Origin of the sequence: Streptomyces sp. NPDC058646, from assembly GCF_042716875.1 — a bacterium.
Taxonomy (GTDB): Bacteria; Actinomycetota; Actinomycetes; order Streptomycetales; family Streptomycetaceae; genus Streptomyces.
In genome coordinates this window covers 117,055-129,882 of the sequence record NZ_JBHXRK010000006.1, presented here as the reverse complement: position 1 = coordinate 129,882, position 12,828 = coordinate 117,055, and the positions used below count along the sequence as shown (strand labels likewise).

The window sequence follows — 12,828 nt, the reverse complement described above, 5'->3', positions numbered from 1 at the left end:
AGTGCCGGAGGACGACCACACCGTCAGGTGAGTTCCTCCGGTGGATCGGGAGGCCCTGCCCCCGACACGACGCAGCCGGAGATCCCGCCCGGAAGTTCAGACGACAGGCGGCAGCAGTGCCCCGCGGGCGCTTGCTGCCCGGTCGTCCAGCGACACCGGTGCGGGCTCCGGATGCGGCGCACACGTGACACCGCGGCCCGGGGTCCCACCCGTCAGCAGGTACCGCTCCACGTGACGGTCCACGCAGTCGTTGCGCCCGCCGGCCACTCCGTGGCTTCCGGCCCCCTCCTCCGTGACCAGTGCGGCCCCGTCGCCGAGCCGCCGCCGGAGTTCCAGCGCCCCCCGGTACGGGGTCGCCCCGTCCCGCTCCGCCGCGACGACGAGCGTGGGCGGCAGTAGGGCGCCCGGCGCGGCGCCCACGTCCACCGGCCGCTGCCGTTCCTTCACGGGCCAGTAGGCGCAGGGCAGGTTGAGGAAGGCGTTGGCCCAGGTCTCGAAGGGGGCCGTCCGGGCCAGTGCGGTGTGGTCGCGGTCCCAGGTCTCCCAGTCCGCGGGCCAGGGGGCGTCGTTGCACAGCACGGCCGTGTAGACGGCCGTCGCGTTCTCGGCGTCCGCCGCCGTCGCCGGGTCCGGGGCGGCCTGCCGCGTCAGCGGACCCTGATCGCCGCGCAGGAACGCGGCCAGCGCCGCGGCCCGCTCCGGCCACACGTCGTCGTAGTACACGGTCTGGACGAAGGCGGAGTGCAGTTCGCCGGTCCCGACGGTTCCGCCCGCGGGGGTGCGGGCCACCGCGTCCCGTACGCGCGCGTAGCTCGCCCCGACGGCCGCCGGGGTGGCGCCGAGCCGGTACGTGCCGTGGTGCCGGGCCACCCAGGCGCGGAAGTCGTACCAGCGGCGCTCGAAGGCGGGCGCCTGGGCCAGGTTGTTGCGGTACCAGATGCGGCGCGGGTCCGGGTCGACCGCCGAGTCGAGGACCATCCGGCGGACGCGGCCCGGGTACAGGGTCGCGTAGACCACCCCGAGGTAGGTGCCGTACGAGCCGCCCGTGAAGGTCAGCCGCGGCTCGCCGAGCGCGGCGCGCAGCACGTGCAGGTCGCGGACGTTGTTCGGCGTCGTGTAGTGCCGCAGGGCCGCGCCGGCCCGCCGCGCGCAGCCCCGCGCGTAGGCCTGGGCGGCGGCGATCCGCTCCCTCTTGTACGCGGGGGAGGGGTGGACCGGGACCTGGGTCGGGCCCTGGGCCCGGGTGGCCGGGTCCTGGCAGGACAGCGGGGCGGAGCGGCCGACCCCGCGCGGGGCGTAGCCGACTAGGTCGTAGGCGGCGGCGACGCGTTCCCAGCCCGGGAGGCCGGCGAGAAGCGGGAAGTGCATGCCGGAGGCGCCGGGGCCACCGGGGTTGTGCACGAGCGCGCCCTGCCGGGCGGCCCGGCCGGCTCCGGTGGCCGCGGCCCGGCTGACGGTGAGGGAGATCTGCGGGCCGTCGGGGCGGGCGTAGTCGAGCGGGACGCGCAGGGTGGCGCAGCGGACCGGCGAGGGCAGGCCCTCGGCTTCGGGGCAGGTGGTGAAGCGCAGCGGCCGGCGGGCACCGGCCGGGGTGCCGGAGGCCGCATCGGCGGCGCGCCGGGCCACGAGTTCCGCCCCGGCCTCCTCGGCGGACGGCGGCCGGGCGGGCTCCTCGGCCCGGGCCGCGGGCGCGGCGCCCAGCAGGAGGCAGATCGCCGCGGCGGCGCCTGCGTGGCGTGCGGGGGTGCTCCGCATGGCTGTCCTGCCTCTCATCGGATGAGCCGATGAGATCCGTCCCCGGGGAGGCTGTAAAGGATCACCAGCCGGTGTCGGCCCCCGTACCCCCCTTGCCGCGGGATCCGGACCCGGTTGCCGTACGGCCGGGCCCGCCGAGGCCGCGGGCCCGTGACGGGCGGTCAGGAACTGCTGGAGCTGCTGCAGCTGGAGCCGGAGGAACTGCTGCAGCCAGAACCGCTGCTGCTGCCTCCGCCGCAGCTGCTGCTGCTGCCGGAGGAGGCGCAGCCGGAACCGGAGGAACCGCCACCGCCCGAGGAGCCGCACCCCGCGCCGGAACCGCAGCCCGAACCGCCCCCGCCGCCTCCCGGGCCGCCGTCGCTCCCGGCGCACCACAGCACCGGCAGGAACTCGGCCGCCGGCCCGTACGAGCTGCCGGTGCCGGGCGGAACCGACCGGGCCTGCGCCGCCGCCAGCCGGGTGCCGCGGGCCGCCGGCACCAGCTGCTGGCGCAGGTACGGGTCCCGCAGACCGCGCAACCCGAACAGGGCGGTCTGCACGTACGGGGACCCGTCGTGCAGGTGCGCGGCACGCAGTTCGCGCAGGGCCCGCTGTCCGGCCAGGGTGACCCGCCGCCCGGCGCGTGCGGCGCAGATCGCGCCGACCAGCAGGCCGCCGACCAGCGCGGGGATCACCTTCGCGACGAAGGGGATCTGGGCGCCGGAGTCCAGGGCCAGGGCGACGACGGTGACCACCACCGCCACCGGCACCATGAGCGCGCACACCACGGCCTGCGCGATCCCCCAGCTCCGCCAGGGCCGCGCGGAGCCGGGCACGCGCAGCAGCCCGCGCGCGGCCAGTGCGTCCCCGGTCTCCTGCACGGCGGGGTCGCGCATGGCGGCGTACCGCACCTGGTACAGCCAGCCCGAGGAAGCGCCCGCGTGGGCCTGGAGCACGGCCCGCTCGGCGTAGTCGCCGGCCCGCGCCCCGGGGCGCACCTGGACGATGCCCGGACCGCCCACGATCAGCCGGCCGTCCCCGAGCAGCGAGACGAGCGCGGTGTCCACGACGTTCCCCGGGCCGCCCGCGACGAACGCGGCCTCGGACAGGTCGTGCAGCCGCGGCCCCGGCCCGCCCGCGGCGGGCCCGGAGCGGCGCACGCCGCGGATCAGCAGGACGGAGGACACCAGGACGGCGACCCAGGTCGCCAGCGCGAGGAGGTTCATGCCGCCCTCCCCACCAGCGCCCGGGCCCAGCGCACCACCCGGCGCGCCGGCCGCGCCCCCGCCCGGTCCTGCCACCACCTGGTCAGCCGGCGCCGTGCGGCCGGGTCGGCGGGCAGGTCCTGCACCAGCAGGTGCTCCGCGAAGTCCAGTGCCTCGCGGCGGTACCCGGCCGCGGCCAGGGGACGGCCCTTGGCGTAGGCCGCGTAGGCCTCGCGGTACGGCCGGTCACCGCCCAGGATCTCGGGCAGTTCCGGTGCCAGCTTGGCCACCACCCCGGCCCGCTTGGCGGTCAGCGCCCGGGCCTGCACCCGGATCCGCTGCCGGTCGAAGCCCTCGGGTACGGGCGTCCCGGCCACCAGTGCCGAGAGCAGCGCGGCCTGGCTCAGGCCGAGGCGGATCCGCGCCGCCCCGAGGGGGCCGTCCTGCGGACCGCCCGGTCCGCCGTGCGCCGGGGCCGGCGCTGCGGCGGTACGCGGGGCGGGGTGGGGGCCGGCGTCCACCACGGCCCGGATCCGGGCCAGTTCGTCCGCCAGCTCCGCCTCGGGCGGGAAGTCGTCGTCGCGCTCCAGCAGGACACCGGGCGGGTCCGTGCGGGATCGGAGCCCGGCGAGCAGGTCGAGCACCACCGGCGGGACGGGGTGTGCGTGCGTGTCGTGCCAGACGCCGCCCCGCTCGACACCGCCCGCCACGTGGACGTAGGCCAGCGCCTCCAGCGGGATGCCGTCGAGCACGGCGTCCGGGTCCTCGCCCCGGTTGACCCGGTTGGTGTGCAGGTTGGCCACGTCGATCAGCAACCGTACGCCGGTCCGCTCGACGAGTTCCGTCAGGAACTGCCCCTCCGTGAACTCCTCGCCGGGCCAGGCGATCAGCGCGGCGATGTTCTCCAGGGCCAGCGGCACGGGAAGGGCGTCCTGCGCGATCCGTACGTTTTCGCACAGGACGTCCAGCGCGTCCCGGGTCCGCGGGACGGGCAGCAGGTGGCCGGCCTCCAGCGCGGGCGAGGAACTGCGGACGAAGGCGATGTGCTCGGTGACCAGCGGCGCCCCCAGCGCCACCGCCCGCTCGGCGAGCGCGGCCAGCTTGGCCGGGTCCGGACGGTCGGCGCCGCCGAGGCCCAGCGAGACCCCGTGCGGCACGACGCGCGTACCGCGCTCGGACAGCCGCAGCAGGGACTCCGGCAGGTGGCCCGGGCAGATGTTCTCGGCCACCACCTCGACCCAGTCCAGACCGGGCAGCCGCTCGACCGCGTCCGCGATCTCGGGCCGCCAGCCGATGCCCACCCCCAGGTGTGCCATGGGCTTCATGTCCCGTCCCCCCTCTCGTCGGTCCGTCTGCCGGTGTGATGGCCCCGGCAGGGTCCGGCCAACCGCACGGGGCGGGGTTTCAGAGCAACATTTGAGGTTACGGCAGCGTCGGAACCGGTGTCAGGTCCGGGCCCGCAGAGCCGGGTGGTCGGCGATCACCGTGGCGCTGCCCGGCGCGATCTCCGTGAAGCCCGCGTCCCGCACCACCGGCAGCCCGCTCCCGTTCAGCTCGGCCCACCGGTCGCGCGCGGCCGTCCGTACGGCCAGCCGGAAACCGGACTCCCGCCAGCGGGCCCGCTCCGGGCCGGTCAGCTCCCACCAGGCCAGCTGCGCCGCGTGCCCGGCCTGGGCCATCGCCTTGCCGGCCGACATCTGCAGGTCGGGGTTGAGCCAGAGCACGGGGAGTCCCGGCCCGGCCGGGCCGGCCGGAGCCGGGTCGTCCAGGTCGGTGCCGGACACCTGGAGCTTGGCCAGCTCCTTGGGCCAGCCGTCCAGCGGCACCGGCGGGAAGACCCGTACCTCCGAGGCGTCCCCGTGCACGGTGATGCCGGGCAGCGTCTGGGCCTTGCGCCACTCCGCCCCGCGCGCCCGCCGGACCACCTTCCGGATCCGGGCGTCCTGCCAGTCCCGTACGGCCTCGGCCCACTCGCCCTCGCCGTGCGCGCGCTCGTCCGTCAGCAGGACCAGCACCGCGCGCGCAGCCGTCTCCAGGGCGTCCGTCCGGGCGGGCGGCTCGGTCTTCTCGATCCGCACCACCAGCGGCAGGACGAACTGCGGGGCCTCGTCGCGGAGGGCGTGCTCCTGCCGGAAGGGGCTGTCCGCGCCGACCGCGGGGACTGCGGTGGTGTCGGGGGTGTGCTGGCTGTTCATCCCGCCAAGGATGCCAGCATCCGCCTTGAGGATGATGTCCCGGGTGCCCGCCGCGGGCGACGATCGGGTGCATGAAGAGTGATCTGTTCGCGTCCGACAACCTGGCCCAGGCACCCGCCGCTCCGGGCATGACCCTCCAGAACGCCAAGTCCGTGAAGTACACCGTCAACGGTGAGGTGCTCGCGCGGCAGGGCTCGATGGTCGCCTACCGCGGCAACCTCCAGTTCGAACGCAAGGGGCAGGGCATAGGCGGCATGCTCAAGCGCGCCGTCACCGGAGAGGGCCTGGCGCTGATGTCCGTGCGCGGACAGGGGGAGGTGTGGTTCGCCCACCAGGCCGCGAACTGCTTCGTCATCGACTTCGAGCCGGGCGACGCCCTGACCGTCAACGGCCGCAACGTGCTGTGCTTCGACCCGACCCTGGCGTATGAGATCAAGATGGTGAAGGGCGCCGGCATGACCGGCGGCGGCCTCTTCAACAGCGTCTTCACCGGCACCGGCAAGCTCGCCGTGGTCTGCGACGGCAGCCCGATCATCATCCCGGTGACCCCGCAGGCCCCGGTCTACGTGGACACGGACGCGGTGGTCGGCTGGAGCTCCGGGCTGGACACCGGCCTGCACCGCTCCCAGTCGGTCGGGTCGATGATCCGGGGAGGTTCGGGCGAGGCCGTGCAACTGGAGCTGCGCGGCGAGGGCTTCGTCATCGTCCGGCCGAGCGAGGTCACCGAGGCCGCGGCGGCCCACTGACGGAAGCAGTCCGCCCGGCCCCGGGGGCCCGCCGGGCCGGGGCCGGGACGAGTACCCTCGTACGTATGGACCAGCCGGACGAGAACCCGTCGTACTGCCCGGCCCCGGCGGCCCCGGCCGGCCCGGTGGCGGGGCCGCCGTACGCGGACTGTCTGGAGTGCGGCAAGCCCACCGAGTACGGGGTCGCGACACCGGGTGTGGTGCTGTGCCCGGTGTGCGAGTGGCAGGACGCGGAGCGGACGGCCTGTTCCGGCTGACCCGCCGCGCTCACCTGCCGATCAGCTCGGAGACCTTCACGAACCGGTAGCCGCGCCGGCGCAGCTCGGGGACGATCTTCCGGATCGCCTCCTCGGTGACCGGGGCGGCGCTGCGCGTGCAGTGCATGACCACCACGGAGCCGGGCTTCACCCCGGCGAGCACCTGTTCGGCCACCGCGTCCGGGTCCTTCGCGAACGCGTCCCCGCTCACCACGTCCCACTGGACGGCCGTGACCTTCGCCGGGATCAGGGCCCGCAGCGCCCGGTCGTCGTAGCAGCCTCCGGGGAAGCGGAAGTACGGCACGGTGTTCACGGCGCCCGCCTTGCGGAACGACTCGAAGGCCCGGTCCACGTCCGCCCGGGCGGCCGCGCCGTCGAGTGCGGGGAGCCCGTAGCAGGGGGAGGTGAAGGCGTGGTGGCTGTAGGAGTGGTTGGCGATCTCGAAGTTCGGGTCGGTGCCGATGGCCTTGGCCTGGTCCGGGTACTCCTCGGCCCAGCGGCCCGTCATGAAGACCGTCGAGGGCACCTTGAGGGTCCGCAGGGTCGCGATCAGCTGGGGGTTGTCGAAGCGCTCCCCGGATGCCGCGCGGGGCCCCTGATCGGCCGTCATGTCGGCGTCGAAGGTCAGCGCCACGGTCTTGTCGCCGCTCTGCTTCGTCCGTTCGAAGACCGGGGTCAGGCCGTTCGGACCGGGCGCCAGCATCGGGGCCCTGCCCGGTGTGCCCGGCAGCGGGCCCGCCGCCGAGCCGGGTTCCGGGGCGGCGGGGGAGCCGGCGGAAGCCGAAGGGGCGGTCCCGCCCGTGCCCAGACGGGCTTCACGGCCGGCCTCCGAGGGACCGGTGCCGCCCCCGCATCCGGTGAGGGCGGCACCGAGGGCGGCACTGAGAGCGGCCACGGCCGCTACTTTGCGCACAGAGATGGTCACGTACGCAAAATATATGACTATGTGGAAATAAGACGGATGCGGCACTCCTCCACGTCGAAGTCACCCTCCGGATAGCGCGGCGCGAGGGCTTCCAGGTGCTCCAGCAGCAGCTGGGCGATGGCCCAGTTGCGGTACCACTTGCGGTCCGCGGGGACGATGTGCCAGGGCGCGGCATCGGTCGAGCAGCGCTCCAGGGCCAGTTCGTACGCGTGCTGGTACTCGGGCCACAGAGCGCGGTCCTCGATGTCGCCCATGCTGAACTTCCAGTGCTTGTCCGGGTTGTCGAGCCGCTCCAGCAGCCGTTTGCGCTGCTCCTCGTAGCTGATGTGGAGGAAGGCCTTCACCACGGTCACGCCGTCGTCCGCGAGGGACTGCTCGAACCGGTTGATCTCGGCGTACCGGCGCCCCAGCCTGCTGCGCGGGACCAGCTCGCGGACCCGGGCCACCAGGACGTCCTCGTAGTGCGAACGGTCGAAGATGCCGATCTCCCCCGGCAGGGGGAGCGCCTCGGTGATGCGTCGCAGGAAGGGCTGGCCCTGCTCCTCGGGGGTGGGCGCCTTGAAGGCCCTGACGCGGCATCCGGAAGGGTTGAACATCCCGATCACGTGCTTGACGGTGCCGCCCTTGCCGCTGGTGTCCATGCCCTGGAGGACCAGCAGGACGCGGCGCCGGTCGCCCGCGGTGCTCGCCGCGTAGAGCCGTTCCTGGAGGGAGGCGAGCCGTGGTTCCACCGCCGCGGCCGCGGCGCGTGCGGCCGCCTTTCCGGGGGGACCCGCAGGGGTCGCGCGCGGGTCGAAGCGGCGGAGGTCGAGACGGCCCGCCGGGGCGCGCAGCAGCTCCCGCAGTCCGACCGCCGGCACGGACCCGGCCCCGGTCCCGGCTTCGGTCCCCGTCCTGGCCTTGGCCTCGGGCTCGGCCTCGGTTCCGCTCCCGGTCCTGTTGCCCTTGCCCTTGCCCTTGCTCCTGGGCCGCTCGGTCTGTTTCCTCGCCATCGCTGTCCACCCCGATCCCGTCGGTTCCGTACGATCCTGCAGGAGATCGGACGGAGCCGCGAGGCGGCCGGGGTCGGCGACGGGGTCAGTGCCAGGGGCCGGTCACCGCGAAGGTGGTCCCCGGGGCGTAGGCGTTGACGTACATCGTCCGCCGGTCGGGGGAGAAGGTGACCCCGGCGAACTCCCCCCACTCCGGCGCCCCCGGCAGCCCGATGCCCTCGGCGTTGCGCGCCATCGGATAGACCTCGCCGTCCGGGGTCACTCCGAGGACGTACTGGTCGCCGCCGCCGTCCTCACAGACCATCAGCCCGCCGTCCGGGGCCAGGCAGATGTTGTCGGGGGAGTCCCCGGGCAGCCGGACGTCGGCGGCCGGGCCGAAGAGCACGTCCAGCCGGAGCCGGGCGCGGCCCGGGTCGTAGGACCAGACCTGCCCGTGGTGGTCGGCGGCGGCGCCCTCCCGGCTGCGGGCGAAGCTGGAGACGAAGTGCACGACTCCCTCGCCCCAGTAGCACCCCTCCAGCTTCTGGGCGTGGGTGATCCCGGCCGGCCCGAAGTCCTGGAGGCGCACCGGGGTTCCGGCCGCGGAGGGATCCGGTACGGGGACCCAGGCGACCGGGAACTCGGCCCCGGGCTCGTCCACCGCGGCCAGGTCCGCCACGCCGGGGACCCGCAGGGCCTCCAGGACGCCGCCGGCCCGCAGCGAGCCGCGGCCTCCGAGCGGGCGCTGGGGCAGGAACCGGTAGAACAGCCCGAAGGGTGCGTCGAAGGCGTCCTCGGTCTCGTACACGACCCCGCGGTACGGGTCCACGGCGACGGCCTCGTGCGCGAAGCGCCCCAGGGCGGTGAGCGGGACGGCGCCGCAGCGGTGCGGATCCGCGGGGTCCACCTCGAAGACGTAGCCGTGGTCCAGCGCGTATCCGGAGGTGCCCGCCCGGTCCTCGGTCTCCTCGCAGCTCAGCCAGGTGTTCCAGGGGGTCCGGCCGCCGGCGCAGTTGACGGCGGTACCCGCGAGGGCGACGCGCTCGCCGGTGACCTCGCCGCCGGGCCCGAGGTCGAGCACCGTGCAGCCGCCGAGGGCGTGGGGGTCGTACGTCAGTCCCGGGACGGCGGGGACGCGCAGGGCGGCGGTGGTGCGGTTCTCGTGGTTGCGGACCAGGCGCACGCGGCCCCCGCCCGCGCCGAAGGCGGCCATGCCGTCGCAGTTGCCCGGAACGGTTCCGCCGCCGGAGCGGAGCGGGTCGCCCGCGCGCGAGAGCACCCGGTAGGCGAACCCCGCGGGCAGGTCGAGCAGCCCGCGCGGATCGGGCACGAGCGGCCCGTACCCCCGAGCCGGCCGGGCGGCGCTGGGGCTGCCGGCGAACAGGGCGCCGAGCGCCCCGCTGAAGGCGATCGCACCGGCGGCGAGCAGGCTGCGTCGGGGGACGGACATCGGCAACTCCCGGCGGCGGAAGCGGAGGCGGGACGGCCTCGTCGTACCACGCGGGCGCCTCCGTCCGGCGCCGACGCGTGCGGGCCGGCCGCCGCGTCACACCACCGTGTGCGTGCGGGCCCCTGCACGGGGGTGCCGGGGCGCCGGCGGCACCGCGTCAGGTCCCGCCCTGCCGTCCTGCCGCTCGCCCTGCCGTTCGCTCGACTGCCGAGCTGCCGAGCTGCCGACCCGTGTCCGCCGGCCTCCGCCCGGGCCGATCCGTGAAGATCGTGCCCGGGCAGGGGCGGACACGGCTTCGTGCCGGTCAGACGAGCTTGGCGTCCAGGGTGATCGTCGTGCCGGTGAGGGCCTGGCTGACCGGGCAGTTCGCCTTGGCGTCCTCGGCGGCGGCGACGAAGGCGTCGCTGTCCAGGCCGGGCACCTCGCCCTCGGTGGTGAGGTGGATGCCGGTGATCCCCTTGCCGGGTACGAAGGTGACGGCGGCCGAGGTGGTCAGCTTGGCCGGCGGGTTGCCCGCCTTCGTGAGGACGTTCGAGAAGGCCATGTTGAAGCAGCTGGAGTGCGCCGCGGCGATGAGCTCCTCGGGGCTGGTCCGCCCGTTCGCCGCCTCGTCGGTCCGCGCGGGCCAGGAGACGGGGTAACTGCCGAGACCGGAGGAGTCGAGGGTGACGACGCCCTTGCCCTCGAACAGATCGCCTTCCCAGACGGCGTGTGCGTTGCGTGTGGCAGCCATGGTGGATCCCTTCGCAGAAGTGGAAACGGCCGGGCGCCAGCAGGAGCCCGGCCGTGCCAAACCTACTGCGAGACCAGGGGCTTCGCGTCGCGTGCCAGCGCGGTGAGCCGCGATATGGCTCGGAAGTACTTCTTCCGGTACCCGCCGTTCAGCATCTCGTCGCTGAACAGCCGGTCGAAGGGGACCCCGGAGGCGAGGACCGGGACCTCGCGGTCGTACAGCCGGTCGGCCAGCACCACCAGGCGCAGCGCCGTGGACTGGTCCGGCACCGGGCCCACGTCGGTCAGGCAGACCGCCGCGATCCCGTCGGTCAGCGCGCCGTAGCGGCTCGGGTGCACCCGGGCCAGGTGCTCCAGCAGGCCGGGGAAGTCGTCCAGGCTCGCGCCCTCGGTCGCGTACGCGGCCTTGGTCACCTGCTCGTCGGAGAAGGGGGCCGGGGCCTCCGGCAGACCGCGGTGCCGGTAGTCCTGGCCGTCGATGCGCAGCGGCCGGAAGTGCGCCGAGAGCCCCTGGATCTCCCGCAGGAAGTCGGCGGCGGCGAAGCGGCCCTCGCCGAGCTTGCCGGGCAGCGTGTTGGAGGTGGCGGCCAGTGCCACTCCCTGCTCGACGAGGCGGCTGAGCAGCGAGGACACCAGTACGGTGTCGCCCGGGTCGTCCAGCTCGAACTCGTCGATGCACAGCAGTCGGTGCCCGCCCAGGGTCTGCACGGTCTGCTGGAAGCCGAGCGCGCCGACCAGGTTGGTCAGCTCCACGAAGGTGCCGAAGGCCTTGAGCGCGGGCTCGGCCGGGGTGGCGTGCCACAGCGAGGCGAGGAGGTGGGTCTTGCCGACGCCGTAGCCGCCGTCGAGGTAGACCCCGCGGGGGCCGGCGGGGGCCGTGTTCTTCGGGGTCCTGGCGAACCAGCGCCGCTTGCCGGCACCGCTCGCGTGGGCGCCCCCGAGCCCGGCGGCGAAGCCGCTCAGCACGGTGACGGCCTCGGACTGGCTCGGCTGGGTCGGGTCCGGGTCGTACGTGTCGAAGCGCACCGAGTCGAAGCGCGGCGGCGGCACCATCTCGGCCACCAGCCGTTCGGCGGGTACGCGCGGCTCGCGGGCGCACAGGGCCTGGGGCCCCGCGTCGGCTATCGGGGGCCGGCCGGAGGCGGCACCGGGAGCGGAGAGTGATGTCGACACAGCTCTTCACTCTACGGGGCGTGGCACACTGCACCGATGCGACGCCTGTTCCCTGTGACCGATCAGACATCAGCAGCCCAGGCCGACCGCGAGTGGTCGCTGGACGAGCTGGCCGAGGCCTACGCCTATCCCGCGCTGCCCGAGGACGCCTCCTGGCTGCGGGCGAACATGGTCTCCACCCTCGACGGCGCGGCCCAGCACGACGGGCGTTCACAGCCCATCTCGGGCGAGACGGACATGCGGATCTTCGGCACCCTGCGGGCGCTGGCCGATGTGGTGGTCGTCGGCGCGGAAACGGTTCGCCAGGAGGGCTACCGTCCGGCCCGGGCCCGCGAGGCCTTCGAGGCCCGCCGTGAGGCCGCCGGACAGGGCCCCGCCCCCGCCATCGCGGTGGTCACCGCGAGCCTGGACCTGGACTTCACGCTGCCCCTCTTCACCTCCCCCCTGGTGCCCACCCTGGTGGTCACCGGGGCCGCCGCCCCCGCCGAGCGGGTGGCCGAGGCGGTCGGGGCCGGGGCCGAGGTCGTGGTGGCGGGTGACGGGGCGGCCGTGGACCCAGCCCGCGCGGTCCGGGAGCTGGCCGGACGGGGGCTGCGCCGCCAGCTCACCGAGGGCGGGCCCCGGCTGCTGGGGCAGCTCGTGGCCGCCGACGTGCTGGACGAGCTGTGCCTGACGCTCTCGCCGATGCTGACCGCGGGCGACGCCCAGCGGGTCGCCGCAGGGCCCTCCATGACGGTTCCGCGCAGGCTCGCCCCCGCGTGCGTACTGGAGGAGGCCGGGTTCCTCTTCACGAGCTACCGTCGGATCTGACAAGGGGCGGAATTTGCCGTTCCGCTTTGCTTCCGCTGGGCACATATACCTGCGCAGGCCCCGTGCGACAGCGGGGCAGGATGGTTTCCGCAGGGGCCGGCCCCCCGGCCTCGGCCCATGAAGGAGAGGGCGTCCGTGTTCACGAGCGTATTGATGATCGAGCAGCCGCTGACCCCGGTGGACGTGGACTTCGTCACCACCCTGCACGGGGACGACGCGGTGTCCTTCATCGTCCTCATGCAGCCCCGGGGCGACCAGGACCGCCTGCTGCGTGCCATCGACGACGTCGCGCTCGGTGAGCTCCCCGACGCCGTCCGCGAGGGCGACGAACCCGAGGGCGAGGCCGCCCGCGGCCCCGCCGCGCACGCCCTCGCGCACTCCCTGAACGCCCTGCGCCACAAGGGCGCCAAGGCCGTCGGGCAGATCATCGAGGACCACCCGCTCGACAAACTCAAGGCGGTGGTCGAGGAGACCGGGGCCGACGAGGTGATCGTTCTGACCGCCCCGCACTTCGTCGAGGAGTTCTTCCACCGGGACTGGGCCTCGCGCGCCCGGCACCTGGTCGGGGTTCCGGTGCTCAAGCTCTTCGCCCACAACGAATAGGCTGGGGCCGTCAGAGCTCGAAAGCGC

Annotated in this window: 13 protein-coding genes; 4 read left to right on the top strand and 9 right to left on the bottom strand. The window is 74.6% G+C overall.

Features of this window, described 5'->3' with window-relative positions; translation table 11 throughout:
* Positions 1-96: 96 nt before the first annotated feature.
* The 4 genes from ACFWUZ_RS09855 to ACFWUZ_RS09840 form a co-directional block, all read right to left on the bottom strand.
* Positions 97-1,755: an alpha/beta hydrolase gene (locus ACFWUZ_RS09855; RefSeq protein WP_384369972.1), complete on the bottom strand. Its 1,659-nt coding sequence runs from the start codon at positions 1,753-1,755 to the stop codon at positions 97-99.
* Positions 1,756-1,916: 161 nt separating this feature from the next.
* Positions 1,917-2,960, bottom strand: a complete 1,044-nt coding sequence (locus tag ACFWUZ_RS09850; protein WP_384369969.1) for a TIGR04222 domain-containing membrane protein — start codon at positions 2,958-2,960, stop codon at positions 1,917-1,919.
* Positions 2,957-4,264, bottom strand: a complete 1,308-nt coding sequence (locus ACFWUZ_RS09845; protein ID WP_384369966.1) for a DUF692 domain-containing protein — start codon at positions 4,262-4,264, stop codon at positions 2,957-2,959. The genes ACFWUZ_RS09850 and ACFWUZ_RS09845 overlap by 4 nt, the downstream gene beginning before the upstream one ends.
* Positions 4,265-4,384: 120 nt before the next feature.
* Entirely contained in the window at positions 4,385-5,134 is a 750-nt protein-coding gene (locus ACFWUZ_RS09840) for an aminoacyl-tRNA hydrolase (protein WP_384369963.1), read from the bottom strand.
* Positions 5,135-5,205: 71 nt separating this feature from the next.
* Here ACFWUZ_RS09840 and ACFWUZ_RS09835 point away from each other — a divergent pair, with 71 nt between their 5' ends.
* Together ACFWUZ_RS09835 and ACFWUZ_RS09830 are read left to right on the top strand one after the other, a co-directional pair.
* The gene (locus ACFWUZ_RS09835) at positions 5,206-5,880 is read left to right on the top strand and encodes an AIM24 family protein (protein WP_384369960.1); all 675 of its coding nucleotides are present in this window, start codon (positions 5,206-5,208) and stop codon (positions 5,878-5,880) included.
* 65 nt (positions 5,881-5,945) lie between these two features.
* A complete protein-coding gene (locus ACFWUZ_RS09830; protein ID WP_384369957.1) occupies positions 5,946-6,137 on the top strand; it encodes a hypothetical protein in 192 nt (63 codons plus the stop codon).
* A 10-nt stretch (positions 6,138-6,147) separates the two neighbouring features.
* Here the strand turns inward: ACFWUZ_RS09830 and ACFWUZ_RS09825 are convergent, their stop codons facing one another.
* The 5 genes from ACFWUZ_RS09825 to zapE form a co-directional block, all read right to left on the bottom strand.
* Positions 6,148-7,062 (bottom strand): polysaccharide deacetylase family protein, encoded by a 915-nt coding sequence (locus ACFWUZ_RS09825; protein ID WP_384369954.1) that lies wholly within the window; start codon positions 7,060-7,062, stop codon positions 6,148-6,150.
* A 17-nt stretch (positions 7,063-7,079) separates the two neighbouring features.
* A complete protein-coding gene (locus ACFWUZ_RS09820) occupies positions 7,080-8,054 on the bottom strand; it encodes a PPK2 family polyphosphate kinase (protein ID WP_384369951.1) in 975 nt (324 codons plus the stop codon).
* An 85-nt stretch (positions 8,055-8,139) separates the two neighbouring features.
* Positions 8,140-9,483: an alkaline phosphatase PhoX gene (locus tag ACFWUZ_RS09815; protein WP_384369947.1), complete on the bottom strand. Its 1,344-nt coding sequence runs from the start codon at positions 9,481-9,483 to the stop codon at positions 8,140-8,142.
* A 304-nt stretch (positions 9,484-9,787) separates the two neighbouring features.
* A complete protein-coding gene (locus tag ACFWUZ_RS09810; protein WP_384369944.1) occupies positions 9,788-10,216 on the bottom strand; it encodes an OsmC family protein in 429 nt (142 codons plus the stop codon).
* 62 nt (positions 10,217-10,278) lie between these two features.
* Complete coding sequence (zapE, locus tag ACFWUZ_RS09805) at positions 10,279-11,340, bottom strand: cell division protein ZapE (protein ID WP_384370321.1); 1,062 nt, start codon at positions 11,338-11,340, stop codon at positions 10,279-10,281.
* A gap of 84 nt (positions 11,341-11,424) precedes the next feature.
* Here zapE and ACFWUZ_RS09800 point away from each other — a divergent pair, with 84 nt between their 5' ends.
* Complete coding sequence (locus ACFWUZ_RS09800; RefSeq protein ID WP_384369941.1) at positions 11,425-12,198, top strand: pyrimidine reductase family protein; 774 nt, start codon at positions 11,425-11,427, stop codon at positions 12,196-12,198.
* 135 nt (positions 12,199-12,333) lie between these two features.
* Positions 12,334-12,801 (top strand): indole-3-glycerol phosphate synthase, encoded by a 468-nt coding sequence (locus ACFWUZ_RS09795; RefSeq protein WP_384369938.1) that lies wholly within the window; start codon positions 12,334-12,336, stop codon positions 12,799-12,801.
* The last annotated feature ends 27 nt before the right edge of the window (positions 12,802-12,828 follow it).

Excerpts from the sequence above, each read along its gene's own strand:
- ACFWUZ_RS09855 (WP_384369972.1), bottom strand. The coding sequence starts at position 1,755 with ATGCGGAGCACCCCCGCACGCCACGCAGGCGCCGCCGCGGCGATCTGC.
- ACFWUZ_RS09850 (WP_384369969.1), bottom strand. The coding sequence starts at position 2,960 with ATGAACCTCCTCGCGCTGGCGACCTGGGTCGCCGTCCTGGTGTCCTCC.
- ACFWUZ_RS09845 (WP_384369966.1), bottom strand. The coding sequence starts at position 4,264 with ATGAAGCCCATGGCACACCTGGGGGTGGGCATCGGCTGGCGGCCCGAG.
- ACFWUZ_RS09840 (WP_384369963.1), bottom strand. The coding sequence starts at position 5,134 with ATGAACAGCCAGCACACCCCCGACACCACCGCAGTCCCCGCGGTCGGC.
- ACFWUZ_RS09835 (WP_384369960.1), top strand. The coding sequence starts at position 5,206 with ATGAAGAGTGATCTGTTCGCGTCCGACAACCTGGCCCAGGCACCCGCC.
- ACFWUZ_RS09830 (WP_384369957.1), top strand. The coding sequence starts at position 5,946 with ATGGACCAGCCGGACGAGAACCCGTCGTACTGCCCGGCCCCGGCGGCC.
- ACFWUZ_RS09820 (WP_384369951.1), bottom strand. The coding sequence starts at position 8,054 with ATGGCGAGGAAACAGACCGAGCGGCCCAGGAGCAAGGGCAAGGGCAAG.
- ACFWUZ_RS09815 (WP_384369947.1), bottom strand. The coding sequence starts at position 9,483 with ATGTCCGTCCCCCGACGCAGCCTGCTCGCCGCCGGTGCGATCGCCTTC.
- ACFWUZ_RS09810 (WP_384369944.1), bottom strand. The coding sequence starts at position 10,216 with ATGGCTGCCACACGCAACGCACACGCCGTCTGGGAAGGCGATCTGTTC.
- ACFWUZ_RS09800 (WP_384369941.1), top strand. The coding sequence starts at position 11,425 with ATGCGACGCCTGTTCCCTGTGACCGATCAGACATCAGCAGCCCAGGCC.